Source organism: Vibrio sp. L85 (genome assembly GCF_963871815.1).
Taxonomy (GTDB): domain Bacteria; phylum Pseudomonadota; class Gammaproteobacteria; order Enterobacterales; family Vibrionaceae; genus Vibrio; species Vibrio harveyi.
In genome coordinates this window covers 1-24,375 of record NZ_CAWMYL010000012.1, presented here as the reverse complement: position 1 = coordinate 24,375, position 24,375 = coordinate 1, and the positions used below count along the sequence as shown (strand labels likewise).

General features: G+C 45.7%; 22 protein-coding genes and 12 tRNA genes. 10 read left to right on the top strand and 24 right to left on the bottom strand.

What is annotated here, in order from left to right:
• Window positions 1-50: 50 nt before the first annotated feature.
• From lnt to miaB, 5 genes are all read right to left on the bottom strand, one after another.
• Window positions 51-1,571 (bottom strand): apolipoprotein N-acyltransferase, encoded by a 1,521-nt coding sequence (lnt, locus tag AACR11_RS02205; protein ID WP_029789170.1) that lies wholly within the window; start codon window positions 1,569-1,571, stop codon window positions 51-53.
• A gap of 37 nt (window positions 1,572-1,608) precedes the next feature.
• A complete protein-coding gene (corC, locus tag AACR11_RS02200) occupies window positions 1,609-2,508 on the bottom strand; it encodes a CNNM family magnesium/cobalt transport protein CorC (protein WP_005425551.1) in 900 nt (299 codons plus the stop codon).
• A 106-nt stretch (window positions 2,509-2,614) separates the two neighbouring features.
• A complete protein-coding gene (gene ybeY, locus AACR11_RS02195) occupies window positions 2,615-3,079 on the bottom strand; it encodes an rRNA maturation RNase YbeY (protein ID WP_029789169.1) in 465 nt (154 codons plus the stop codon).
• Window positions 3,080-3,081: 2 nt separating this feature from the next.
• Window positions 3,082-4,179: a PhoH family protein gene (locus tag AACR11_RS02190; RefSeq protein ID WP_005447495.1), complete on the bottom strand. Its 1,098-nt coding sequence runs from the start codon at window positions 4,177-4,179 to the stop codon at window positions 3,082-3,084.
• A 73-nt stretch (window positions 4,180-4,252) separates the two neighbouring features.
• Window positions 4,253-5,677 carry a tRNA (N6-isopentenyl adenosine(37)-C2)-methylthiotransferase MiaB gene (miaB, locus tag AACR11_RS02185; RefSeq protein ID WP_005438595.1) on the bottom strand — a complete coding sequence of 475 codons (1,425 nt, stop codon included), beginning with the start codon at window positions 5,675-5,677 and terminating at the stop codon, window positions 4,253-4,255.
• Window positions 5,678-5,935: 258 nt separating this feature from the next.
• Here miaB and AACR11_RS02180 point away from each other — a divergent pair, with 258 nt between their 5' ends.
• Window positions 5,936-7,111 (top strand): 2-octaprenyl-3-methyl-6-methoxy-1,4-benzoquinol hydroxylase, encoded by a 1,176-nt coding sequence (locus AACR11_RS02180; RefSeq protein ID WP_029789168.1) that lies wholly within the window; start codon window positions 5,936-5,938, stop codon window positions 7,109-7,111.
• A 160-nt stretch (window positions 7,112-7,271) separates the two neighbouring features.
• Here the strand turns inward: AACR11_RS02180 and AACR11_RS02175 are convergent.
• The 16 genes from AACR11_RS02175 to lolB form a co-directional block, all read right to left on the bottom strand.
• Window positions 7,272-7,356 (bottom strand) — tRNA-Leu (locus tag AACR11_RS02175).
• A 54-nt stretch (window positions 7,357-7,410) separates the two neighbouring features.
• A tRNA-Gln gene (locus tag AACR11_RS02170) sits at window positions 7,411-7,485 on the bottom strand.
• A gap of 46 nt (window positions 7,486-7,531) precedes the next feature.
• Window positions 7,532-7,616 (bottom strand) — tRNA-Leu (locus AACR11_RS02165).
• Window positions 7,617-7,637: 21 nt separating this feature from the next.
• Window positions 7,638-7,722: transfer RNA gene (locus AACR11_RS02160), tRNA-Leu, on the bottom strand.
• Window positions 7,723-7,740: 18 nt separating this feature from the next.
• Window positions 7,741-7,817 (bottom strand) — tRNA-Met (locus AACR11_RS02155).
• Between the two features lie 95 nt (window positions 7,818-7,912).
• Window positions 7,913-7,997: transfer RNA gene (locus AACR11_RS02150), tRNA-Leu, on the bottom strand.
• Between the two features lie 53 nt (window positions 7,998-8,050).
• Window positions 8,051-8,125 (bottom strand) — tRNA-Gln (locus tag AACR11_RS02145).
• A gap of 31 nt (window positions 8,126-8,156) precedes the next feature.
• Window positions 8,157-8,241 (bottom strand) — tRNA-Leu (locus AACR11_RS02140).
• 150 nt (window positions 8,242-8,391) lie between these two features.
• Window positions 8,392-8,468, bottom strand: a tRNA-Met gene (locus AACR11_RS02135).
• A gap of 79 nt (window positions 8,469-8,547) precedes the next feature.
• Window positions 8,548-8,622 (bottom strand) — tRNA-Gln (locus AACR11_RS02130).
• Window positions 8,623-8,733: 111 nt separating this feature from the next.
• A tRNA-Met gene (locus tag AACR11_RS02125) sits at window positions 8,734-8,810 on the bottom strand.
• Between the two features lie 285 nt (window positions 8,811-9,095).
• A complete protein-coding gene (gene ychF / locus AACR11_RS02120; protein WP_005449255.1) occupies window positions 9,096-10,187 on the bottom strand; it encodes a redox-regulated ATPase YchF in 1,092 nt (363 codons plus the stop codon).
• Window positions 10,188-10,197: 10 nt separating this feature from the next.
• Complete coding sequence (pth, locus tag AACR11_RS02115) at window positions 10,198-10,788, bottom strand: aminoacyl-tRNA hydrolase (protein ID WP_005438598.1); 591 nt, start codon at window positions 10,786-10,788, stop codon at window positions 10,198-10,200.
• Window positions 10,789-10,939: 151 nt separating this feature from the next.
• Window positions 10,940-11,884: a ribose-phosphate pyrophosphokinase gene (locus AACR11_RS02110; protein WP_005449254.1), complete on the bottom strand. Its 945-nt coding sequence runs from the start codon at window positions 11,882-11,884 to the stop codon at window positions 10,940-10,942.
• A 27-nt stretch (window positions 11,885-11,911) separates the two neighbouring features.
• The gene (gene ispE / locus AACR11_RS02105; protein WP_029789167.1) at window positions 11,912-12,784 is read right to left on the bottom strand and encodes a 4-(cytidine 5'-diphospho)-2-C-methyl-D-erythritol kinase; all 873 of its coding nucleotides are present in this window, start codon (window positions 12,782-12,784) and stop codon (window positions 11,912-11,914) included.
• Window positions 12,781-13,419 (bottom strand): lipoprotein insertase outer membrane protein LolB, encoded by a 639-nt coding sequence (lolB, locus tag AACR11_RS02100; protein ID WP_029789166.1) that lies wholly within the window; start codon window positions 13,417-13,419, stop codon window positions 12,781-12,783. Before lolB ends, ispE begins: the two co-directional genes overlap by 4 nt.
• Window positions 13,420-13,553: 134 nt before the next feature.
• On the opposite strand from lolB, the gene hemA reads away from it, so the two are divergent.
• The 8 genes from hemA (at window position 13,554) to ybaK (ending at window position 21,564) form a co-directional block, all read left to right on the top strand.
• Window positions 13,554-14,810, top strand: a complete 1,257-nt coding sequence (gene hemA / locus AACR11_RS02095) for a glutamyl-tRNA reductase (protein WP_005449251.1) — start codon at window positions 13,554-13,556, stop codon at window positions 14,808-14,810.
• 29 nt (window positions 14,811-14,839) lie between these two features.
• Window positions 14,840-15,928 carry a peptide chain release factor 1 gene (gene prfA / locus AACR11_RS02090; RefSeq protein WP_005449249.1) on the top strand — a complete coding sequence of 363 codons (1,089 nt, stop codon included), beginning with the start codon at window positions 14,840-14,842 and terminating at the stop codon, window positions 15,926-15,928.
• A gap of 3 nt (window positions 15,929-15,931) precedes the next feature.
• Window positions 15,932-16,789 (top strand): peptide chain release factor N(5)-glutamine methyltransferase, encoded by an 858-nt coding sequence (gene prmC, locus AACR11_RS02085; RefSeq protein ID WP_029789165.1) that lies wholly within the window; start codon window positions 15,932-15,934, stop codon window positions 16,787-16,789.
• A gap of 40 nt (window positions 16,790-16,829) precedes the next feature.
• Window positions 16,830-17,213: a SirB2 family protein gene (locus AACR11_RS02080; protein ID WP_005449241.1), complete on the top strand. Its 384-nt coding sequence runs from the start codon at window positions 16,830-16,832 to the stop codon at window positions 17,211-17,213.
• Window positions 17,214-17,218: 5 nt separating this feature from the next.
• Entirely contained in the window at window positions 17,219-18,028 is an 810-nt protein-coding gene (locus tag AACR11_RS02075; RefSeq protein WP_005449240.1) for a SirB1 family protein, read from the top strand.
• A 54-nt stretch (window positions 18,029-18,082) separates the two neighbouring features.
• Window positions 18,083-18,934 (top strand): 3-deoxy-8-phosphooctulonate synthase, encoded by an 852-nt coding sequence (gene kdsA / locus AACR11_RS02070; RefSeq protein ID WP_005449239.1) that lies wholly within the window; start codon window positions 18,083-18,085, stop codon window positions 18,932-18,934.
• 403 nt (window positions 18,935-19,337) lie between these two features.
• The gene (gene ushA, locus AACR11_RS02065; protein WP_009696822.1) at window positions 19,338-20,999 is read left to right on the top strand and encodes a bifunctional UDP-sugar hydrolase/5'-nucleotidase UshA; all 1,662 of its coding nucleotides are present in this window, start codon (window positions 19,338-19,340) and stop codon (window positions 20,997-20,999) included.
• A 91-nt stretch (window positions 21,000-21,090) separates the two neighbouring features.
• A complete protein-coding gene (ybaK, locus tag AACR11_RS02060) occupies window positions 21,091-21,564 on the top strand; it encodes a Cys-tRNA(Pro) deacylase (protein ID WP_005449237.1) in 474 nt (157 codons plus the stop codon).
• 64 nt (window positions 21,565-21,628) lie between these two features.
• Here ybaK and rluF read toward each other — a convergent pair whose 3' ends face one another.
• The 3 genes from rluF to AACR11_RS02045 form a co-directional block, all read right to left on the bottom strand.
• Window positions 21,629-22,717, bottom strand: coding sequence for a 23S rRNA pseudouridine(2604) synthase RluF (gene rluF, locus AACR11_RS02055; RefSeq protein ID WP_029789164.1), 1,089 nt, complete (start codon window positions 22,715-22,717; stop codon window positions 21,629-21,631).
• Window positions 22,718-22,822: 105 nt separating this feature from the next.
• Complete coding sequence (smrA, locus tag AACR11_RS02050; RefSeq protein WP_029789163.1) at window positions 22,823-23,404, bottom strand: DNA endonuclease SmrA; 582 nt, start codon at window positions 23,402-23,404, stop codon at window positions 22,823-22,825.
• A 133-nt stretch (window positions 23,405-23,537) separates the two neighbouring features.
• Window positions 23,538-23,678 carry a DUF3149 domain-containing protein gene (locus AACR11_RS02045; protein ID WP_005382236.1) on the bottom strand — a complete coding sequence of 47 codons (141 nt, stop codon included), beginning with the start codon at window positions 23,676-23,678 and terminating at the stop codon, window positions 23,538-23,540.
• Window positions 23,679-23,938: 260 nt separating this feature from the next.
• On the opposite strand from AACR11_RS02045, the gene AACR11_RS02040 reads away from it, so the two are divergent.
• A tRNA-Pro gene (locus AACR11_RS02040) sits at window positions 23,939-24,015 on the top strand.
• Window positions 24,016-24,375 lie beyond the last annotated feature (360 nt).

Genomic DNA, 24,375 nt, shown 5'->3' with positions numbered 1-24,375 from the left:
GAACAGCATTAACAAACGTAAAAAAAGAGGCCTAAGAGCCTCTTTTTCACTTATGACTTTTTCTTCCTTGATAACCACCAAGCCAACATTAAACTTAATCCAGCCCAAATATACAGAGGCCAAGTGCCGACGATGCGATACGGAGTTTGACCATCGGTAGGAACAAGTTCTGCGCGAAGCACTGCGGTTTCAAATTGAGGGATTTGTTCAATCACCTTACCTTTATGGTCGGTCACTGCGGTTACGCCATTGTTGGTCGAACGAATAAGTGGCTTACCCAGCTCTAGAGCACGCATTCGAGCGATTTCCATGTGCTGTAATGGACCAATTGAATGACCGAACCAAGCGTCGTTAGAAAGCGTTAGAATGAAATCAGTATCGTCAGTCACGTTCTGACGAACTTGTTCGCTAAAGATGATTTCATAACACAGTGCAGGATCCATGTGCTTTCCATTCGCCACGATGTTTGGCTGAATGAAATCGCCACGGCTGAAGGAAGACATTGGCAAGTTGAAGAATGGTGCAAGTGGGCGCAATACGTCTTCAAACGGCACGAACTCACCAAACGGAAGTAAGTGGTGCTTGTGGTAGCGCTTGTCCATATCAAAGCTGTAATCACCGTATGGATTTACACCCAGCGATAAAATGCTGTTGTAGAATTGACCGTCTTTTCCTTGGTTTACCACACCCGTAATAATGGCGCTGTTGTTCATTTTCGCCGCAGTATCGATGTTTCTCAAGAACGACGGGACTTCAATTTCAAATGCAGGAATGGCAGCCTCTGGCCATACGATGATGTCAGCATCCCAGTTCTCACGAGTGAGGTCTGCGTATTTCATGATGGTTGGCCAGCGTTGGCTCGGTAGCCATTTTAGGTTCTGGTCAACGTTACCTTGGATTAGCGCTACTTTGGTTGTGTCTTCAATGCGAGGAGTTACCCAATCGTATTGGCGAATACCAAAGCCTGCACTTAACAGTACCGCAGGGATGATGATCATTAACCATTGCTTGTGAATCCAAGCATACGCCAATGCACCAGCACTGATCATGATGAACAGTGTTAGTAGTTCTACACCACCGATGGGTGCAAAGCTGGCAAATGGTGCGTCAATTTGACTATAGCCAAGCCATAGCCAAGGGAAACCTGTCATAACCCAGCCACGTAGCCAGTCGGTTACTAGCCATAACGCAGGAGCAGCAAGCAATGCTTTGTTTAGGGTAAATTCAGGGAAAAACTTGTTAGTGAGCCACGCAAATAAACCAGTGTATATGGATAGGTAGGCGATTAACAAGCCCATGAGGAATAGGTTTGCAATCAGCGGCATGCCGCCAAAGCCTGCAATGCTAACGTAAACCCAGCTTACTCCTGTCGCAAATTGCCCTAAACCCCATGAATAACCGATCCAAAGCGCACGCCTAGGTGATTGGTCTGCAAGAAGAATAAGTAGGATAGCAGGGCTAAGTATGGCAAGCGGCCATAGCTGATAAGGAGCAAATGCTAGGGTAGTGGAGGCGCCAACAAAAGCGGCCACTAAGGGCCGCTTGAGGCGATGAAAGAGTACATTCATCATTTTATTTTTCTGATATTCCCGATGTTAGGGTATCGCGTTACTCTTGAGTGGCTTCAACCAGCTTTTCTTCGTCTGGAATCGTCACTTGAAGTTGAATGACACGACGGTTGTCGGCTGCCGTTACTTTGAAGCTGTATGCTTCAATATCCACGACTTCGCCACGCGATGGTAGGTGACCAAAAGCAGTCATTACCATGCCGCCAACGGTATCCACTTCTTCATCACTGAAGTTGGTACCGAATGTCTCATTAAACTCTTCAATGGTTGTCAGAGCTCTGACAGCAAACGTATGTTTGCTCAGCTTACGGATATCGGTTTCTTCATCATCATCGAACTCATCTTCAATATCCCCTACGATTTCTTCAAGGATATCTTCGATAGTTACAAGACCAGAAACACCGCCGAATTCATCGACAACAATCGCCATGTGATAACGTTCTTCACGGAATTCTTTTAGCAGGCGGTCTACACGTTTACTTTCCGGTACTACGACTGCTGGTCGAATCACTTCTTCGATATCAAATGGGTTACTGCCTGAGCCCAAGTATTTGAGTAAGTCCTTCGCTAGTAGAATGCCTTCCACATGGTCTTTATCTTCGCTGATCACAGGGTAGCGAGAGTGTTGAGCATCAGTGATCAGTGCGATCAAAGTATCAAGATCGTCTGTGCGCTCAACAGTAACCATTTGCGAACGCGGGATCATGATGTCACGCACGCGCATTTCGGAGATTTCCATTACACCTTCAAGCATGTCGCGGGTGTCGTGGTCAATCAGGTCATTGATTTCAGAGTCGCGGATCACATCCACAAGCTCTTGGCGGTCTTTTGGTTCGCCTTGAAATAGTTGACCTAGACGTTCAAAGAAGGACTTTCTACTCGGACCTTCTGCCTTTTCTTTCTTGCCTTCATTAGAAGAGGGAGAATTATCTTCGTTCATTGTTTCTCAATTAAGTAACGCTATCAGATGTGTGATAGCTCACATAGAAAGACGAGTACGAGATGGTTATCTGGGTAGTTCGCCTTTCCCTGTCGAGCAACCAAAGCTACTCTTTTTCAGCAATATATGGGTCTTCATAACCCATACCTTGCATGATTTCTGTCTCGAGGGATTCCATCTCTTCAGCTTCATCATCCTCGATATGGTCATAACCTAGCAGATGCAAGCTGCCATGTACAACCATATGCGCCCAATGTGCTAGTAGAGGCTTGTTCTGCTCTACTGCCTCTTTTTCAACGACTTGGCGACAGATAATCAAATCGCCCAGTAGGTCTATTTCCATACCCGGTGGTACTTCGAATGGGAAAGATAGCACGTTGGTCGGCTTGTCTTTACCACGGTATTCGTGGTTTAGCTCGTGACTTTCTTGCTCGTCGACAATACGAATCGTCAGTTCCGCTTGTGGTTGGAAAAGAGGAATGGTCTTATCTAGCCACAATTGGAAATCTTGCTCAGAAGGTAAGCCTTCTTCATTTTCGACTGCCAGTTGCAAATCAAGTTCAATTGCCATGGTTATTCCTTAGTCGCCGCGACTTGTGCGCTCAGTTCTGCTTTTGCTGCTTCTAGCAGTTTGGCATCACGTTCTTCACGACGGCGTTTTTCAAACTCTTTACGCTCTTTCTGGTCTTGCGCTTCCCACTTCTCATAAGCGTTAACGATGCGAGCAACCACTGGGTGGCGCACTACGTCGTCAGCTTGGAAGAAGTTAAAGCTGATGTCGTCAACTTCGCTCAGTACTTCAATTGCATGACGAAGACCCGATTTCGCGCCGCGAGGTAAGTCAATCTGTGTGACGTCACCAGTGATAACTGCACGAGAGTTGAAGCCGATACGCGTTAGGAACATCTTCATCTGCTCGACGGTGGTGTTTTGGCTTTCATCAAGAATGATGAAGGCGTCGTTTAGAGTACGACCACGCATGTAAGCAAGAGGTGCTACCTCAATCACGTTACGTTCAATCAGCTTTTCTACGCGCTCAAAGCCCAGCATTTCAAATAGGGCATCGTAGAGAGGGCGTAGATATGGGTCGACTTTCTGGCTCAAATCACCAGGTAGGAAGCCCAGTTTCTCGCCCGCTTCAACTGCAGGTCGAGTAAGTAGAATACGACGGATCTCTTGGCGCTCTAGTGCGTCAACGGCTGCTGCAACCGCTAGGTAAGTTTTACCTGTACCTGCAGGACCGATACCGAAAGTGATATCGTGCGTCACCATGTTCATCAGGTATTGACCCTGATTTGGTGTACGAGGCTTGATCACGCCTTTCTTGGTTTTTACGAAGACTTCTTTACCGTGTTCGAAATGTGACTCGGTGTTTTGCTCCAGTACACCTGATTCTTTGATTGCCAGATGGATCTGCTCTGGTTCGATATCAGGCGTTTCGCCGCGGACAGGAGCGGTGTCTACGTAAAGGGTTTTCAGGATATCCAGCGCAGCAGCTGCGGTATGAGGTTTACCGACAATGGTGAAAAGGTCGCTACGGTGGTTAATTTCAACGCCTAGACGACGTTCTAAATGCTTGATGTTGTCATCGAATGGACCGCACAGGCTTGCTAGTCGGCGGTTGTCTGAAGGTTCTAGATTGATTTCTAGCGTTACGATTTTATTGCTCAATGTTGCCTCTCATTTTATGCCATTTAACGAGAGCCTGATAACGACCAGGCTCTCAATGGCTATTTGTACGAGCTTATGGCGTAAAAGTAGCTACACCTAGCTCATCTTCGCGACGCGTTTTCGCCATCATTTGCGTTGGTGAAATCACGCTACGAAGGTCCATGTCTTTTTCAGTACGTACTAGCTCACCACGTAGCGAGTTAGCAAATACATCCGTAATCTTCACGTCAACGAATTGACCAATTAGGTCTGCGCTACCTTCAAAGTTTACTACACGGTTGTTTTCTGTACGAGCGCGTAGCTCCATTAGGTTCTTCTTAGAAGGACCTTCAACCAGAACGCGTTGCTCAGTGCCTAGCATTAGACGAGAGTAGCGCATTGCTTGTGCATTTACGGTTTGTTGTAGCTCGTATAGACGCTCTTTCTTCACTTGCTCTGATAGGTCACAAGGGTAGTCTGCCGCTGGCGTACCTGGACGTGGAGAGAAGATGAAGCTGAAGCTCATGTCAAAGTCTACGTCTTTGATTAGCTTCATTGTGTCTTGGAAATCTTTGTCTGTTTCACCAGGGAAACCAACGATAAAGTCTGAACTGATTTGGATATCAGGACGTGCTTTACGCAGTTTACGGATAATCGACTTGTACTCAATCCCAGTGTGAGGACGTTTCATCATAGTCAGCACTCGGTCACTACCACTTTGTACCGGTAGGTGAAGGAAGCTTACTAGCTCAGGTGTGTCTTCGTATACTGCGATGATGTCATCAGTAAACTCTAATGGGTGGCTTGTTGTAAAGCGGATACGATCAATACCATCGATAGACGCAACCAAACGAAGCAGTTCTGCAAATGAACAGATTTCGCCGTCGTGCATAGGACCACGGTACGCGTTTACGTTTTGACCCAGTAGGTTTACTTCACGTACGCCTTGATCTGCTAGCTGTGCGATTTCGAACAGTACGTCATCCATTGGACGGCTTACTTCTTCGCCACGAGTGTACGGTACTACACAGTAAGTACAGTACTTAGAACAGCCTTCCATAATAGAAACGAATGCTGTTGCACCTTCAGCACGAGGCTCTGGTAGACGGTCAAACTTTTCGATTTCTGGGAATGAAATGTCCATTACTGGTGCTTCATCCGATTGAGATTGTTTAATCATCTCAGGAAGACGGTGAAGAGTTTGTGGACCAAAAATTACGTCAACGTATGGAGCACGCTGACGGATGTGATCACCTTCTTGAGTTGCTACACAACCACCTACGCCGATAACTACGCCTGGTTTTTTATCTTTTAGTGTCTTCCAACGACCAAGCTGGTGGAAAACTTTCTCTTGCGCTTTTTCACGGATCGAACAGGTGTTAAGTAGAAGTACGTCTGCTTCCTCTGGCTCTTCGGTCAGCTCATAGCCGTTTGCAGCATTAAGCAGGTCGGCCATTTTTGATGAATCGTATTCGTTCATCTGGCAGCCCCAGGTTTTAATTAGCAGTTTCTTACTCATCTCACTTTCGCTCGTTCAGTTGTACTTAAATCGGAGAGCTATTGCTCAAATTATAGCCGCCATCTCGGCGGTAAGCGGCGTATTGTACTGCTTTAAAAAGCACCTGACTAGTGATCTGACGAATTCTCTGCAAACCCTGATGAAATCTAGTTTTTTGCCCTATATACAGCAAGGTTTTTTGTTAAACAATTTTGTAAAAATAGCCATGGAACGTACAATTAAAAAACGCCAATTAATCAATATGATGAAGAGCAAAAAATGAACAAGTATGACATCGCCGTAATCGGTGGCGGCATGGTCGGGGCAGCGGTGGCTGTTGGGTTTGCCAAGCAAGGCAGAAGCGTTGTAATGGTAGAAGGCGCAGAGCCAAAGGCGTTTGAGGCTTCTCAAGCGTTGGATATTCGCGTTTCCGCGATTTCTCATCAGTCGGTGAAGCTACTTGATTCATTAGGTGCATGGTCCGCGATTGAAAGCATGCGTGTGTGCCCTTATCGTCGTTTGGAAACGTGGGAACATCCTGAGTGCCGTACTCGTTTTCACTCTGATGAACTGTCATTGGAGCAGTTAGGATACATTGTTGAAAACCGCCTAATCCAACTGGGGCTTTGGCAAACTTTCGCACAATACGACAACTTAACGGTGATGTGCCCAGAGCGATTGAAAGATATTCAATTTGCCGAAGTAAACTGTGTAAAGCTAGAAAGCGGCGAGCAGTTTGAAGCTAATTGGGTGATTGGTGCCGATGGCGCGAACTCAAAAGTTCGTCAATTGGCGGGTATTGGTGTAACCGCATGGGATTACCGTCAACACTGTATGTTGATCAACGTAAAAACCGAACTTCCTCAACAAGACATCACTTGGCAGCAATTTACTCCCTCAGGTCCACGTTCGTTCTTGCCGTTATGCTCACTAGCTGAGGATGGTAAAGAAGTCGGGCAGGGGTCGCTGGTGTGGTATGACTCGCCAAAACGCATTAAACAATTGTGTGCGATGACGAAACCTCAGTTAAAAGAGGAGATCCTACGTCATTTCCCTGCTGAGTTAGGCGATATTGAAGTTTTACAATTTGGCTCATTCCCACTAACTCGTCGCCATGCCCAAAGCTATTCAAACAAGAATTGCGTGTTAGTGGGGGATTCTGCTCATACAATCAACCCACTTGCTGGGCAAGGTGTGAATCTCGGCTTCAAAGATGTTGATGTTCTGCTTTCGGTTACCAATCAGCAAGAGCAACTTAATGATGCTTTGCTCGCCAAGTATGAGCGCGCCCGTCGACCAGATAACTTATTAATGCAAACGGGCATGGATGTGTTCTACAAAGGCTTTAGTAATGATTTAGGTCCATTGAAGTTCGCTCGTAATGCAGCATTGAAGCTGGCGGAAAACTCAGGACCGATCAAAGCGCAAGTATTGAAGTATGCGCTAGGTATGTAAAAGACTTCTGATCACATAGAAAGCGGTCGATAGGAAAGCAATAGATAGAAAAAAAGCGAGCCATGAGCTCGCTTTTTTAATTCGATAAATCAGAGATCTACCGAGTCCAGAATCAGAAAAAAGAAAAAACCCAGCAAACTAATGCTGGGTTTCTTAAGAATGGTGCGGAAGGAGAGACTTGAACTCTCACACCTTGCGGCGCCAGAACCTAAATCTGGTGCGTCTACCAATTCCGCCACTTCCGCAACTTATTCTGTAGTTATCAAGGTAATTGGTAAAACCTCAACAACGTTGTGTAATGGCAGGGCTACCTGGATTCGAACCAGGGAATGGCGGCATCAAAAGCCGCTGCCTTACCGCTTGGCGATAGCCCTACTAGTCTTAGCCTTTCAACTAAGTGCTTTCCGATAAAGGAAAGTATGGTGCGGAAAGAGAGACTTGAACTCTCACACCTTGCGGCGCCAGAACCTAAATCTGGTGCGTCTACCAATTCCGCCATTTCCGCAAAGTATAGATTATTTTTAGATGGTGCGGAAGGAGAGACTTGAACTCTCACACCTTGCGGCGCCAGAACCTAAATCTGGTGCGTCTACCAATTCCGCCACTTCCGCATCTAAAATCTATATTAATGGTGGCTACGACGGGATTCGAACCTGTGACCCCATCATTATGAGTGATGTGCTCTAACCAGCTGAGCTACGTAGCCATTCTATATTCTTTAATCAAGTGCGGCATCAAAAGCCGCTGCCTTACCGCTTGGCGATAGACCTGCAGGCAATAGTCAAAAGACTATTCAATATATGGTGCGGAAAGAGAGACTTGAACTCTCACACCTTGCGGCGCCAGAACCTAAATCTGGTGCGTCTACCAATTCCGCCACTTCCGCAACTTGATCTGTAGTTATTGATGTAATTGGTAAAACATCAATAGCATTGAATATGGCAGGTCTACCTGGATTCGAACCAGGGAATGGCGGCATCAAAAGCCGCTGCCTTACCGCTTGGCGATAGACCTACGGGCGATAGTCCTAAGACATATCAAATAATGGTGCGGAAGGAGAGACTTGAACTCTCACACCTTGCGGCGCCAGAACCTAAATCTGGTGCGTCTACCAATTCCGCCACTTCCGCATAATTACTGAGTAAACTCAATAATCAAAATAGNCCAGAACCTAAATCTGGTGCGTCTACCAATTCCGCCACTTCCGCATCTTGAACTCTATAAGCTATCAGTTAATTGGTAAAAACTAACAACTAAATTTTGTCTTTCAAAAGAAAGAATGGTGGCTACGACGGGATTCGAACCTGTGACCCCATCATTATGAGTGATGTGCTCTAACCAGCTGAGCTACGTAGCCATCTTTTTGAGCGAGACAATATAAACCTTCACGCTCTAAGTGACAACCCTTTTTGTCAAAGGAATCCCACTTTAAATAATGGCAGGTCTACCTGGATTCGAACCAGGGAATGGCGGCATCAAAAGCCGCTGCCTTACCGCTTGGCGATAGACCTGCAGACAGTAGTCGTAAAACTACTCAAAACAGAACCTAAATCTGGTGCGTCTACCAATTCCGCCACTTCCGCATCTATTCCTAATTGCTCTTAAAAAAGAACCTTTAGGAATGGTGGCTACGACGGGATTCGAACCTGTGACCCCATCATTATGAGTGATGTGCTCTAACCAGCTGAGCTACGTAGCCAAAACCATGTTTTCTCGTTCTCGTCGCTAAGTTGCCTTGTCGTCGGGAACGGCGCGCATTATGCGAAGTTGAGTGAGATCCGTCAACAGTTTTTTTCAATAAATCCTGCAAAATCCATCGTTCGCTTCCTTTTTAAACAAAGAGGCGCGTTTATGATCTAAAACTGGAAATAAAATGGCTTGCATTAAGGGACTTAATTTCTTGTTGTTTTAGAAAGGTATAAAAAAAGCCAGCGCTATGGCCGGCTTTTTATGTAAATGAAGTGTTTAGAATTCATTCACTTAATTATACGTTGAAGCGGAAGTGTACAACATCACCATCTTTAACGATGTATTCTTTACCTTCTAGACGCCATTTACCTGCGTCTTTCGCGCCGCTTTCACCGTTGAATTGGATGAAATCGTCGTAACCAACAACTTCAGCACGGATAAAGCCTTTTTCGAAGTCTGTGTGGATCTTCGCTGCCGCTTTTGGTGCCGTAGCGCCAACAGGGATAGTCCATGCACGAACTTCTTTCACGCCAGCTGTGAAGTAAGTTTGTAGGTTCAGTAGTTCGTAACCTGCGCGGATAACGCGGTTTAGACCTGGTTCTTCGATACCTAGGTCTGCTAGGAACTCTTCACGCTCGTCGTCTTCTAGTTCAGCCATTTCTGATTCGATAGCTGCACATACAGGAACAACAACGTTGTTTTCTTTCGCTGCAAACTCACGTACTGCATCTAGGTATGCGTTGTCTTCAAAACCATCTTCGTTCACGTTAGCGATGTACATTGTTGGTTTTAGCGTTAGGAAGTTTAGGTAGCCAATTGCTGCTAGCTCTTCTTTTGCAAGATCAACAGTACGCGCCATGCCACCTTCTGTTAGTACAGGAAGCAGTTTTTCTAGAACCGTCAGTTCGAATTTCGCGTCCTTGTCACCGCCTTTTGCTTTCTTAGCGTTACGCTGGATAGCGCGTTCACAAGAATCAAGGTCAGCCATTGCTAGTTCAAGGTTGATAACTTCAATATCTTCGATTGGAGATACTTTACCTGCAACGTGAACGATGTTGTCGTTTTCGAAACAACGTACAACGTGGCCGATTGCGTCAGTTTCACGGATGTTCGCTAGGAATTTGTTACCTAGACCTTCACCACGAGATGCGCCCGCAACTAGACCAGCGATGTCTACGAATTCCATTGTGGTAGGTAGAACTTTCTGTGGGTTAACGATCTTTGCTAGAGCATCTAGACGTAGATCTGGCACAGGAACCACACCAGTGTTTGGTTCAATGGTACAGAACGGGAAGTTTGCTGCTTCAATACCCGCTTTAGTTAGTGCGTTAAACAGAGTTGATTTACCAACGTTAGGTAGACCAACGATGCCACATTTAAAACCCATGATAGTAACCTTATTCAGCTTTGAACGTGTGGAGGCGATTTTGTGCTTTTGATAGACCATCCTTAATTAGGATATCTAGACAGCGCACTGATTCGTCAGCTGCGGCGTCTAGTAGCTCTTGCTCTTTCGCTGGAGCTTTGCCTAGTACAAAACCCGCCACTTTATCTTTGTGTCCCGGATGGCCAATGCCGATACGAAGACGATAAAAATCTTTGTTATTGCCCAGTTTGCTAATGGTGTCACGCAGACCATTGTGACCACCGTGACCACCACCTTTCTTAAACTTAGCGACACCTGGCGGTAAGTCTAGCTCGTCATGAGCAACCATGATCTCTTCTGGCTTAATTTGGTAAAACTTCGCAAGTGCTGCGATTGCTTTGCCAGAGAGGTTCATGAAAGTGGTTGGGATTAGCAAACGGAGATCCTGGCCATTGACCATAATGCGTCCTGTTAGGCCAAAGAATTTTGGTTCATTCTTCAGGGTAACGTTGTGAACGCGTGCTAATTCTTCTACAACCCAAGCACCCGCATTGTGGCGAGTTTTGGCGTATTCTGGTCCCGGATTAGCAAGACCAACAAGAAGTTTGATTGGTTGAGTCAAGGTTAGGATCTCTCTGGAATCTCAAAAAGCGCAGTATGATAGCACAGAATTCTCGCAGTGGGCGACCAAGGGATTTTCTGCCTATCGATACAAATAAAAAAACACCCCAAAGAGGGGTGCTTTTGAAATCAGTTTAACTGAAATGTTCGTATTAGTTGAACATTGCAGAGATTGACTCTTCGTTGCTGATACGACGAATCGCTTCAGCTAGCATGCGAGATAGGCTTAGTGTGGTTACTTTGCCAGTTGCAGCCATCTCTTTAGATAGAGAGATAGAGTCAGTCACGATAACTTGGTCAAGAACAGAGTTCTTAATGTTGTCCGCAGCGTTACCAGAGAATACAGCGTGAGTTGCGTAAGCGAATACACGCTTAGCACCGCGCTCTTTTAGCGCTTCAGCTGCTTTACATAGAGTGCCACCTGTATCGATCATGTCATCAACGATCACACAGTCACGACCTTCAACGTCACCGATTAGGTTCATTACTTCAGAAACGTTTGCACGTGGACGACGCTTATCAACGATAGCGATGTCGATGTCGCCTAGCGCTTTTGCAGTTGCACGAGCACGAACAACGCCACCTAGATCAGGAGAAACCACTACTGGGTTTTCTAGACCACGAGATTGCATGTCTTCTAGAAGTACTGGTGTACCGAAGATGTTATCAACTGGTACATCGAAGAAGCCTTGAATTTGCTCAGCGTGTAGGTCGATAGTTAGAACGCGGTCTACGCCAACGTTAGATAGGAAATCAGCAACAACTTTTGCAGTGATTGGCACACGCGCAGAACGTACACGACGGTCTTGGCGAGCGTAGCCGAAGTAAGGAATTACTGCAGTGATACGACCTGCTGAAGCACGGCGCATTGCATCAATCATAACAACCAATTCCATTAGGTTGTCGTTAGTCGGTGCACAAGTGGATTGAATGATGAAAACATCACTACCACGAACGTTTTCATTGATTTGAACTGCAACTTCGCCATCAGAAAAGCGAGAAACAGATGCATCACCAAGAGAGATGTAAAGACGATCAGCAATACGTTGGGCTAGTTCAGGTGTTGCGTTACCAGCAAATAGCTTCATATCAGGCACGGTGGAAACCTCGGGTTTGCGTCCAGTTTAAATAGGTCGGTGTGAGGCTGATTGGTATTCAGCCAAAGTCTCTTTTAGTGGCGAAATATTTCGCCCTTGAGCGACAAATGCCGAGACTTTATCAGAGAGTTGTGCAAGGATAGTTTCTGCTTCGGATTTGCTCGAAAATTCAGCAAAAACGCAAGATCCTGTCCCCGTCAATCTTGACGGCGCGTATTGTAGCAGCCATGAAAGTTGCTTATCAACCTCTGGGTAGAGCATTCGTACAATTTTTTCGCAATCGTTTACGCTTGGCGTGTTCAAAAGCGTTTCTAAATCGCGTTTTGGCGTGTTTCGAGTCAAATCCGGATGTCCGAATATGTCGGCGGTTGCAATAGAAACATTTGGACGAACAACTAAATACCATTTCTCATCTGGATGAGCAGGAGAAAGTTTCTCACCAACGCCTTCAGCAAATGCGGCAAAACCACGCACAAATACAGGCACATCTGCACCAAGTGCAAGACCAATTTCGGCTAATTCATCATCACTAAGATGGGTTTGCCATAGGTAATTGAGCGCAACCAAAGTAGTTGCTGCGTTGGATGAGCCGCCGCCAATGCCACCGCCCATAGGTAAGATCTTATGAAGATCGATATGTGCCCCATAAGAGCATTTCGCATAACGTTGAAGTGTGGTCGCCGCTTTCCAGATCAAATTGTCTTGCAGAGGAACACCTTCGATCTCTGGCGAAATCGTGATCTCACCTGAATCGTTCGCTTGAATGGTTAGTTCATCGCCGTGATCGACGAACTGGAATAGAGTTTGTAACTCGTGGTAACCGTTTTCGGTCCGACCATTGATATAAAGAAAGAGATTCAATTTCGCTGGTGATGGCCAACGGGTTGAAAGATCGATCATTGGGTGATGTTCCATTTTGTGATCACTAAATTAATTTTTACGTCAGACGTACTTAGTTTTAGCTTGTTTGGGAGAGGTAACGTCTGGTTATGCCACTCAATATCACCGTAACGCTGGTAAGCAATATTCCAGTCGTTCAAACCGATCTGTTTGTCCAGTGCTTGGAGAGTATTGGTCGGTGATAGTTGGAAAGAGTCGGCATCTGTTGGTAAGCCAAGTAGCCAATCAGGTAAATGGTCAACTGGCATCATTAAGCCGGTTAATCGGTAAATCAGTTGGTTAGCATCACGAGCGGAGAGTACTTGGTCATCATAGGTTTCGACGGTTGCGCCTTGTGGCGTAATAGTGAGCTTTAATGCGGTTTGACCAAGTAAGGTCGTTAAGCGTAACTGGCTTAATGACGAAGAGTGCTTCCAGAAGAAATTCAGGCTTTGTCTTTGATCGGGACCAATGTAGCCAAGTTTACCTGTGGCTTGAAAATTTTTAATGGTTTCAAGTCGCTGCTCGTGTGCCTGCCACTCTACGCTGGTGACACTTTCAGGAACAGAACTACAACCTGCGAGAACAATGCTCAACATGAGCAAGATGAGAAAGGAGCGTAAGGTCATGTTTGATGGCTTATTAATCAGTTTCATCGGTAATCGCTCACAACTATAGCATTGAAAAGCCGAGTGAAGGAAAACAAATCCGGCTTACCCTTTCAATAAATGCGTGCTTACAGTAAAATTCTGAACCTATTTTATAACCGATCTCAGAGATACCACGTTAGATGTCCTTGCTTGCTATTGGAATCAATCACAATACAGCGTCTGTTGACTTGCGAGAGAAAGTGGCGTTCGGACCCGATAAATTGGGACCAGCACTTGAGCAACTCAGAGACCATGAAGCCGTCAATGGCAGTGTGATTGTTTCTACCTGTAACCGTACCGAAGTGTACTGCGACGTGAAGCAAGGAGCGCGAAATAAGCTTATCGACTGGTTAGCCCAGTTCCATCAAGTTAGTCAAGAAGACTTGATGCCGAGCCTTTATGTCCATGAAGAGCAAGCGGCGATTAAGCACTTGATGCGTGTTTCTTGCGGCCTTGATTCACTGGTACTAGGTGAGCCTCAGATTTTGGGTCAGGTAAAACAAGCGTTTTCTGATTCCCGAGATCATCAGGCGGTGGATGCGTCGATTGATAAGTTGTTCCAAAAGACTTTCTCAGTCGCAAAACGTGTTCGAACAGAAACTGATATTGGTGGTAACGCCGTGTCGGTGGCTTATGCTGCCTGTACATTGGCGAAACACATCTTTGAATCACTGTCTGACTCAACGGTACTGTTGGTTGGTGCAGGTGAAACCATCGAATTGGTGGCAAAACACTTAGCGTCGAACGGCTGTACTAAGATGATTGTTGCAAACCGAACTCGAGAGCGAGCTCTTGGTCTAGCAGAACAATTTGGAGCAGAAGTGATCAGCTTGAATGAAATTCCTGACCATTTACCAAGAGCAGACATCGTCATCAGCTCAACTGCGAGTCCTCTACCTATCATTGGTAAAGGTATGGTTGAGACCGCGTTGAAGAAACGTCGTCATCAACCGATGTTATTGGTCGATATCGCAGTACCTCGCGATGTGGAAGCTCAGGTTGGGGAATTGAGTGACGCTTACTTGTACTCGGTGGATGACTTACAGTCGATCATTGATAGCAACATCGAACAACGTAAAGTAGAAGCCATTCAAGCAGAAGCGATCGTTAGCGAAGAAAGCGCGGCATTTATGACGTGGCTGCGTTCACTTCAAGCAGTGGATAGCATTCGTGATTATCGCAAATCGGCCAACGAAATTCGTGAAGACTTACTAAGTAAAAGCCTACAATCATTGGCAACCGGTGCAGACCCAGAGAAAGTGCTGCGCGAACTTAGTAATAAACTCACCAACAAACTGATTCACGCTCCAACTCGCGCGCTGCAAAGTGCAGCAGAGCAGGGCGAACCAGCAAAATTAACGGTTATCCGCCAGACCCTTGGTTTGGATGATCTGTAACTCACGCTTTTTATTAAGAAAACGACACTATGAAAGCCTCTATTCTGACTAAGCTAGAAACGCTAGTAGAACGTTACGAAGAAGTTCAACATCTTCTTGGTGATCCTGATGTAATTGGAAACCAGGATAAATTCCGCGCTCTATCAAAAGAGTACTCTCAGCTAGAAGAAGTTACTAAGTGCTTCCAAGCGTATCAACAAGCGCAAGACGATCTTGTCGCTGCTGAAGATATGGCGAACGAAGACGACGAAGAAATGCGTGAAATGGCGCAGGAAGAAATCAAAGAAGCAAAAGAAACGATTGAGCGTCTAACTGATGAGCTACAAATTCTTCTTCTTCCAAAAGATCCAAACGATGACCGTAACTGTTTCCTAGAAATCCGTGCAGGTGCGGGTGGTGACGAAGCAGGTATCTTCGCTGGTGACCTGTTCCGTATGTACAGCAAATACGCAGAAAAGCGTGGTTGGCGTATCGAGGTGATGTCTTCAAACGAAGCTGAACACGGTGGTTACAAAGAGATGATCGCGAAAGTGAGCGGTGACGGCGCATACGGCGTGCTGAAGTTTGAGTCAGGCGGTCACCGTGTACAACGTGTACCAGCGACCGAATCTCAAGGTCGTGTTCATACTTCTGCGTGTACCGTAGCGGTTATGGCGGAAATCCCAGAAGCGGATCTGCCAGAAATCAAGGCAGCAGACCTAAAAATCGATACATTCCGTGCATCTGGCGCGGGTGGTCAGCACGTTAACACCACGGATTCTGCAATCCGTATTACCCACTTACCAACTGGTACAGTAGTAGAGTGTCAAGACGAGCGTTCACAGCATAAGAACAAAGCAAAAGCGATGGCAGTACTTGCTGCTCGCATCGTTCAAGCAGAAGAAGAACGTCGTGCAGCAGAAGTTTCTGATACACGTCGTAACCTATTAGGTTCTGGTGACCGTAGTGACCGTATCCGTACTTACAACTACCCACAAGGTCGAGTTTCTGACCACCGCATCAACCTAACCATCTACCGTTTGAACGAAGTGATGGAAGGTGACCTGCAAAGTTTGATTGATCCTGTGGTTCAAGAGCACCAAGCAGACCAACTTGCGGCGCTCGCAGAGAACAACTAATCGATGAGCCAAGTTCAATCTATTGAGCAAGCGCTGAAAAGTGCGACGGCAAGATTGACTGAAGGCGGCAAAGAGTCGCCTTCTCTCGATGCAGCCGTACTTCTTTGCCATGTCCTTGGCAAACCAAGAACCTATCTTCTGACTTGGCCTGAAAAAGCATTGGACCCCGAGCAACAAGCTCAGTTTGATGCGTTATTGACTCGTCGTATCACGGGTGAGCCTGTGGCTTACATTATCGGTGAACGCGAGTTTTGGTCTTTACCTCTTAAAGTCTCTCCATCCACATTAATTCCAAGACCGGACACGGAACGTTTGGTTGAAGTTGCATTGGATAAAACTTACGAGCAGACAGGACCAATCCTTGATTTAGGCACTGGCACTGGGGCGATTGCATTGGCATTGGCGTCTGAGTTACCCAAGCGCCAAGTGATGGGGGTTGACCTTAAACATGAAGCGAAAAAGCTCGCAGAGTACAACGCATCGCAGTTAAACATCAAAAATGTGACGTTTGATCAAGGTAGTTGGTTCGAACCTATTGCCAGTGGAACAAAGTTTGCTTTAATTGTCTCCAACCCACCGTATATCGACGAAAAAGATCCACATCTCGCGCAAGGTGATGTGCGTTTTGAGCCAAAATCGGCACTCGTTGCGGATGAGAATGGCTTGGCGGATATTCGCCATATCTCTGATCTTGCTCGTCAATATTTGGAAGAAGATGGGTGGCTCGCGTTTGAACATGGTTATGACCAAGGCGAAGCTGTTCGTGAGATCATGACTCATTTTGGTTTTGAACAAGTAGTCACGGAAAAAGACTACGGCGGTAACGACCGAGTGACACTTGGTTGTTACAAGCCTTCATAATAACGAGCAAGTCAGCAGTAACTTATAAAAGAGAAATGAAATGTACGTAGCTCTAAAACACATTCACTTAGTAACGATCGCATTGAGTGCGACGCTACTATCGATCCGATTCGTATTGTTGATGATGGATTCTCCAAAGCGCAACAACCGATTCCTAAAAGTTTTCCCACATATTGTTGATACCGCGTTACTCCTTTCCGGTATTGGTTTGATCATGGTGACAGGCTTTATTCCATTTACGGATGCAGCGCCTTGGTTAACCAACAAGATCACTTGTGTGCTTGCGTACATTGCTCTTGGTTTCTTTGCTTTAAAGATGGCAAAGAACAAGCTGCTGAGAATTTTCGCCTTCTTTGGTGCTCTAGGCTGGCTAGTGATGGCCGCTAATATTGCCGTATCTAAAAATCCAAACTTATTTGGGTAATCTTCATGCTTGAGTTTTTTGACGAAGATTTTGACAACATGGCGTTGGTGGAAGGCGCGTTAGAACTGAACCACTCCATCAATCCAGACACTAATGTGCATTGGGCAAAGCAAGAATTAGAACGTCTTTATAAAGAAGCGGAAGCTATTCTGGTTCACGAGACGGACGAAGAACAACGTTTTGATTCGTTTCTCCGTTTGTTCTTTTATGAATGGGGCTTTAAAGGCGACGATCAAGAGTACTTTATCTCTGACAATAGCTTCATTGATAAAGTGTTGGAGCGTAAAAAAGGCATTCCCGTTAGTTTGGGGGCGGTCCTACTCTACTTGGGGAACCGACTTGGTTTTCCGATGAAAGGCGTGACCTTTCCGACGCAATTTTTGATCAAAGTAGATTGGATGCACAAAACGCCGGACTACATTAATCCATTTAACGGTGAATACGTTGGTGAGAAAATCCTTCAAGCTTGGCTGATTGGTCAAGAAGGTCCACTTGCAACCTTGAAGCCTGAGCACTTTGAAGAAGCGGATAACCCAACAGTAATAGGTCGTTGGTTGGCATTAATTAAAAGTGCGATGTTGCGTGAAGAGCGTTATACGTTAGCACTACGGTGCACCAACCTTGCGCTGACTTTCGTACCGGACGACCCATACGAGATTCGTGACCGAGGCTTTATCTTCCAACAATTGGAGTGCCATCAGGTAGCAGTTTCAGATTTTCAGTACTTTATTGACCAATGCCCAGACGATCCGGCATCAGAGCTACTAAAATCACAAGTTAACGCGATGAGCGAAAAGCACGTTACGCTTCACTAAATTTTATCGGCATGCTGAAAGCGGCGTGTCGAAGACAGACAAAAGAGAATCAAAATGGAACAGAAAATCGTTAATATTGGCGACATTCAGGTTGCTAACGACAAGCCATTCACCCTATTTGCAGGTATGAACGTTCTTGAGTCTCGTGATCTTGCTATGCAGATCTGTGAGCACTACGTAAAAGTAACCGACAAACTTGGCATCCCATACGTGTTCAAGGCATCGTTCGATAAAGCAAACCGCAGTTCTGTTCATTCATACCGTGGTCCTGGTCTGGAAGAAGGCATGAAAATCTTCCAAGAGCTGAAAGACACGTTTGGCGTGAAGATCATCACTGATGTTCACACTGAGGAACAAGCTCAACCTGTCGCTGATGTGGTTGATGTTATCCAACTTCCTGCATTCCTAGCTCGTCAAACTGACCTTGTAGAAGCAATGGCGAAAACAGGCGCGGTGATCAACGTTAAAAAACCTCAGTTCATGAGCCCTGGTCAAGTAGGTAACATCGTTGAGAAGTTTGCTGAGTGTGGTAACGAAAACATCATTTTATGTGAGCGCGGCTCTTGCCATGGTTACGACAACCTAGTGGTTGATATGCTTGGTTTTGGTGTCATGAAGAACGCATCAAAAGGCAGCCCAATCATTTTTGACGTAACGCACTCGCTACAAATGCGCGATCCGTCGGGCGCGGCATCTGGTGGTCGTCGTGAGCAAACCGTTGAACTTGCGAAAGCGGGTCTAGCAACAGGCATCGCAGGTCTGTTTATTGAAGCGCACCCGAACCCAGATCAAGCTCGCTGTGATGGTCCGTCTGCACTGCCTCTAGATAAACTTGAGCCATTCCTAGCGCAAATGAAGTCACTAGATGACCTAATTAAGAGCTTCGACAGCATCGATATCAAATAATCAGTTTACTGAATGTTTGTGGGAAATGGTCAGCCAATGTGCTGACCATTTTTGTATTGGCATATTCATTCTGCCAAATTATTCTTTTCTCGCTTCTCGCTTCTCGCTTCTCGCTTCTCGCTTCTCGCTTCTCGCTTACCAATTGCATTGAAATGCCTGCCAATGTCACAGCAAAACGATTGCCTGTGAATGGGTCTATAATCTGTTGAAACGTAGCGTCAGAGTTGCAGTTGTTAAAATAGTCATTAGTGATCCATGCATCATAATTATGAAATCAATATGTTAGCGTGCAATTCTTCCTATAAACTACGTCAAGTTTTAGCGCTCTTAATTATATGGACGGAGCTCCTTTAAAGGGTTAAGAGCGTCTGCAGTGGACCCCAGACGATAAAAAGGTAAAACAATGAAGCAACGCCTGATTGTAAAAACCGCTTTGAGCGCGGCGATTCTGGCAACTCTTGCCGGATGCGCAACGCAACCAGCACATGAATGGAATGAAGATACAACATACAAACTGACTGTACTGCACACGAACGACCACCACGGTCGCTTCTGGCAAAACAAATACGGTGAGTATGGTATGGCAGCTCGCAAGACATTGATCGACGAGCTACGTACAGAAATTCAAGCAGAGGGTGGCAGCGTTCTTCTACTGTCAGGCGGCGATATCAATACAGGTGTTCCTGAATCAGATCTGCAAGATGCGGAACCAGATTTCAAAGGTATGAGCAAAATTGGTTACGACGCGATGGCGTTGGGTAACCATGAGTTCGATAACCCACTTGACGTGCTATTCAAGCAGCAAGAGTGGGCTAACTTCCCAATGCTGTCTGCGAACATTTACGATAAGGAAACCGGTGAGCGCTTGTTCCAACCTTACGCAATGTTCAATAAGCAAGGCATCAAGATTGCCGTGATCGGTCTAACGACAGAAGACACAGCAAAACTAGGTAACCCAGAGTACATTGGTCAAGTTGACTTCCGTGATCCGAAAGAAGAAGCGAAGAAGCTGATCGCTGAGCTAAAAGAAACTGAGAAGCCAGACCTTATCTTTGCAGTGACACATATGGGTCACTACGAAAACGGCAACCGTGGTGTGAACGCTCCGGGTGATGTTGCGTTGGCTCGCTACCTAAATGAAGGTGATTTGGACATGATTGTGGGTGGTCACTCACAAGAGCCTGTATGTATGGAAGGTCCAAACGTTATTAAGAAGAACTTCAAGCCGGGTGAAGAGTGTAAACCAGATGAGCAAAACGGCACTTACATCGTACAAGCGTACGAGTGGGGTAAGTACGTTGGTCGAGCTGATTACGAATTCCGCAACGGCGAATTGTCTATGGTGAGCTACGATCTGATCCCTGTGAACCTGAAGAAGAAGATCAAAGTTGATGGTAAATCTCAACGCGTGCTTATCCAAGATGAGATCGCGCAAGATGAAGCTATGCTTGATTTCCTACGTCCTTACCAAGAAAAAGGTCAAGGCAAGCTAAACGTTAAGATTGCAGAATCCAATGGCAAACTGGAAGGTGATCGCAATGTGGTACGTTTCCAACAAACGAACCTTGGTCGTCTGATCGCAACAGCACACATGGAGCGTGCGAAAGCAGACTTCGCTGTAATGAACTCAGGTGGTGTTCGTGATTCAATTGAAGCGGGTGACATCACGTACAAAGATGTGCTGACCGTTCAACCATTTGGCAACATGGTTTCTTACGTAGATATGTCTGGTAAAGAAGTACTAGACTACCTAAATGTTGTTGCAACGAAACCTGTTGATTCTGGCGCTTACGCTCAGTTCGCTGGTATTTCAATGACTGTTGAGAATGGCAAAGTAGCAAATGTATTTATCGGTGGCAAACAGCTTCGACTTGATGGTGAGTACCGCTTTACTGTACCAAGTTACAACGCTTCAGGCGGTGACGGCTACCCGAAAGTTAACACTCACCCAGGTTACGTAAATACAGGCTTTACGGATGCTGAAGTACTGAAAGAGTACCTAGAGTCACACAGCCCAATTGACGTAAACGAATACGCGCCTTCAGGTGAGATGGTTTACAAGTAAAAAGCGATTGACTCAAAGTCGCTGATACCATTAACTTAAAGCGCTGCTCCTCACTAGGGGCAGCGTTTTTTGTTTTATAAGGAGAATCTTGATGACTCCGGCCATTAATCTTGCGAAAAAGAAAAAAGTTTCACACACCATTCACCAATATGAGCATGATCCAAGAGCAGACAGCTACGGATTAGAAGCAGCAGAAGTATTGGGACAAGATCCAAAGAAAGTATTTAAGACTTTGCTGTTTTGCTTAAACGGCGAGCCTAAGAACCTTGCCGTTGCGATCATTCCTGTCGATCAAAAATTGAACCTAAAATTGGCTGCGAAAGCTGCGAAAGGTAAGAAAGCGGACATGGCAGATCCTGAAATCGCTCAAAAGACCACAGGTTATGTTGTGGGTGGAATCAGCCCATTGGGGCAGAAGAAAGCGCTGCCTACTTTTCTGCATGAAAGTGCAACACAGCAAGAGACGATCTGTGTGAGCGCAGGTAAGCGTGGTTTAGAAATTGAATTGGCACCCAAAGATTTGTTGAGTCTAACACGTGGTCAATTTGCTCCTCTTTGTCTGTAAATACATGACCAATAAAAAGGACGCTGATGAGCGTCCTTTTTTGATCTTGTGATGGAGCGAATGGTTACTTCTTCAGGCTCAACGTGCCGCCTGTGCGTTTCGTTGGTTTGCTTGGCTTCGCTGCATTTGGATTCATGTAATGCTGCTTAGGCTTGCTCGGTGATTGAGGTTTATTGCGTTCACCTTGTGGTTTCGCTTTGTAGTGCTCTTTTGCAGGGCGTGCATTCTCATCATCACGTTGGCGACGTTTTTGCTGACCTTTTTTAGAATTTGGCGCATGTCGGAATTCATCCGCGTTGTTACCACGGAAGGTACGTGTTTTTTGGTTACGGCGTGCCGTTGAACCTTGATTTTCTTCGCGGCTATCAAATAGTTTGGCATCGGTCGCTTTACGAATGTTACGACCTTTAGAATCTGTCTTTGACGCTTCCTCTGTGCCCACTGAACCTTCACACATTGCTAGGATCTCTGCCACTTCATCGTCACTCAGGTAACGCCATTTACCATTTGGAATGCCATCAAGTGAGATGTTCATGATACGTACGCGACGCAGTTTAAATACTTCGTAGCCGAGCGCTTCACACATACGACGGATTTGACGGTTCAAACCTTGCGTTAACACGATGCGGAAAGAGAATTTGGTTTCTTTTGTTACCTGACAAGGTAGCGTGACTGTATCGAGGATTTTCACACCGCTCGACATCTGTTTTAGGAATTCGCCAGTAATAGGCTTATCAACACGTACCACGTATTCTTTTTCGTGGTTGTTACCTGCACGCAGAATCTTATTTACGATATCGCCATCGTTAGTCAGAAAGATCAAACCATCTGAGGGCTTATCCAGACGACCGATAGGGAAGATACGCTTTTTATGACCGATGAAATCAACGATGTTGCCCGGGATGTCGCGTTCAGTTGTACAGGTGATGCCCGTTGGTTTGTTCAACGCGATATAAATCGGTTTTTCTTTTGCTGCAACAGGGTTGCCATCGACACAAACGTCATCGCCTGGGAGTACTTTTGTTCCCATTTCTGGTTGTTGACCATTAATGGTGACACGACCTTGCTCGATAAGACGGTCGGCTTCACGACGTGAGCAGAAGCCCGTTTCGCTGATGTATTTGTTTAAGCGTTTTGCGTTGTCTTGTGACATGTTGATCTCCTAACGTTTCACAACGGCGGTTAATAAAGGTTGTCTTTCCGCAGTTAATTGCAGCAAGACAAGATAAGGTCGGGCATTCTAGCACCGAGATTCGAGTTAGCCTAAACGTTTTTGATGACGTTCACGCGTCTCCATTTTCTTTTCAGCACTCTTTCTTAATAGAACGTAAACGGCGCCGCTGCCACCGTGGAATCGTTGTGCACTATGCACGCATTGCACTTCACGGATCTGTTGTAACCAACTGCTGACGAAACTTTTCATTAATGCTGGTGGATTAGAGCGCTCGCCACGACCATGTACGATCACGACGGTACGGATATCCATCTCAATACATTGCTTGAGGAATTTGACTACTTCGTCACGTGCTTCTTTCAGTGTCTTACGGTGCAGATCAAGTCGAGCTTGAATTGGGTATTTACCAAGGCGTAGTTTGCGGTATACACCATCTTGTACACCATCCCGTTTGAACTCGATAAAGTCATCGGGTTTGAGTATTTCTGCATGGTCAATCGACAGGTACTCTGGGTCGTCTTCAGTAAGCCAAATTGCGGCTTCGCGTTTCGCCATCTGAGCGTCCGTCACTTGGTGCACTTTTTTGTGCTCTGCAGTATCGTGGTCGATAGGCTTTACGTCGCCCATCATCTGTTGAAACAGATCAAAATCGTCGTCTTGAGACATAACGGCAATCTCATAAAGAACAGGGTAGGAATAGTAAGATTATATCAATGAGTAGTGCATTGAGATCAAATAAAAAACCGGAGCAGGCAAGTAACCAACTCCGGTGCAAAGCGTTTCTAGAGCTAAGCGAGATCTAGTGAGGAGATTTGTCGTTCATAATCTTGTAAATGAAGAAACCGCCGTAAAACAACATCAGACCAATTGCCCCAAAGATTACTATCATTGACGATAGTCCCACCGCATTACCAAATAGGAGATCAAGCCAAAAGTCCATACGTTTCCTCCAAGATATTTCCGACATGGACAACGTTAATGGGTGGTGTTTTTTTGCACACTGATCTGGATCAATTATGTTGCCAAGGTTAATAAACTGTGTTTTATTGTGGGTTCTTAGTCACATTTCACGTGCTAGTGTTCAGTAAATCGTCAAACGAATTAAGACATTACGTTTTTTTGTAAAAAGCGCTTGCGTCTAACTAAAGAATCCGTAATATACGCATCCGTTGACGGGGACAAGTCCTCAGTTAAACATATCGGTGAATAGCGCAGCTTGGTAGCGCATCTGGTTTGGGACCAGAGGGTCGGGGGTTCGAATCCCTCTTCACCGACCATTTTCAGAAAGCCTGCTCAATGAGCAGGCTTTCGTCGTTTCAGCGGTCGCAAATTTGGCTTTGATAGTAGTGAACCAAATGGGGTTCGCCTGAAGTTAGAATATGGCTCTTCACCGACCGTATTAGAGAAAGCCGTAGCAGAAATGCTACGGCTTTTTTGCGTTTTACGGCTTTTTGAATCGAGAACGCTACGCTCCGAGAGGCGGGAGCGTTTCGCTTTTGGAATCGAGAGGTACTCGTTGAGAGTATAGGAAAAGGTATTTTTATTAATGAGGTGTTGACGGAACTTGTTCCTAGAAAAGCAAAATAAAGTCGAATCCCGAATCCCGAATCCCGAATCCCGAATCCCGAATCCCGAAT

Bases quoted from the DNA above. Each gene is read 5' to 3' on its own strand.
- kdsA (WP_005449239.1), top strand. From the start codon at position 18,083: ATGGAACAGAAAATCGTTAATATTGGCGACATTCAGGTTGCTAACGAC.
- AACR11_RS02080 (WP_005449241.1), top strand. From the start codon at position 16,830: ATGTACGTAGCTCTAAAACACATTCACTTAGTAACGATCGCATTGAGT.
- ushA (WP_009696822.1), top strand. From the start codon at position 19,338: ATGAAGCAACGCCTGATTGTAAAAACCGCTTTGAGCGCGGCGATTCTG.
- AACR11_RS02075 (WP_005449240.1), top strand. From the start codon at position 17,219: ATGCTTGAGTTTTTTGACGAAGATTTTGACAACATGGCGTTGGTGGAA.
- lnt (WP_029789170.1), bottom strand. From the start codon at position 1,571: ATGATGAATGTACTCTTTCATCGCCTCAAGCGGCCCTTAGTGGCCGCT.
- prmC (WP_029789165.1), top strand. From the start codon at position 15,932: ATGAGCCAAGTTCAATCTATTGAGCAAGCGCTGAAAAGTGCGACGGCA.
- corC (WP_005425551.1), bottom strand. From the start codon at position 2,508: ATGAACGAAGATAATTCTCCCTCTTCTAATGAAGGCAAGAAAGAAAAG.
- ychF (WP_005449255.1), bottom strand. From the start codon at position 10,187: ATGGGTTTTAAATGTGGCATCGTTGGTCTACCTAACGTTGGTAAATCA.
- AACR11_RS02180 (WP_029789168.1), top strand. From the start codon at position 5,936: ATGAACAAGTATGACATCGCCGTAATCGGTGGCGGCATGGTCGGGGCA.
- rluF (WP_029789164.1), bottom strand. From the start codon at position 22,717: ATGTCACAAGACAACGCAAAACGCTTAAACAAATACATCAGCGAAACG.
- lolB (WP_029789166.1), bottom strand. From the start codon at position 13,419: ATGAAACTGATTAATAAGCCATCAAACATGACCTTACGCTCCTTTCTC.
- smrA (WP_029789163.1), bottom strand. From the start codon at position 23,404: ATGTCTCAAGACGACGATTTTGATCTGTTTCAACAGATGATGGGCGAC.
- hemA (WP_005449251.1), top strand. From the start codon at position 13,554: ATGTCCTTGCTTGCTATTGGAATCAATCACAATACAGCGTCTGTTGAC.
- ispE (WP_029789167.1), bottom strand. From the start codon at position 12,784: ATGATCGATCTTTCAACCCGTTGGCCATCACCAGCGAAATTGAATCTC.
- miaB (WP_005438595.1), bottom strand. From the start codon at position 5,677: ATGAGTAAGAAACTGCTAATTAAAACCTGGGGCTGCCAGATGAACGAA.
- ybeY (WP_029789169.1), bottom strand. From the start codon at position 3,079: ATGGCAATTGAACTTGATTTGCAACTGGCAGTCGAAAATGAAGAAGGC.
- ybaK (WP_005449237.1), top strand. From the start codon at position 21,091: ATGACTCCGGCCATTAATCTTGCGAAAAAGAAAAAAGTTTCACACACC.
- prfA (WP_005449249.1), top strand. From the start codon at position 14,840: ATGAAAGCCTCTATTCTGACTAAGCTAGAAACGCTAGTAGAACGTTAC.
- AACR11_RS02045 (WP_005382236.1), bottom strand. From the start codon at position 23,678: ATGGACTTTTGGCTTGATCTCCTATTTGGTAATGCGGTGGGACTATCG.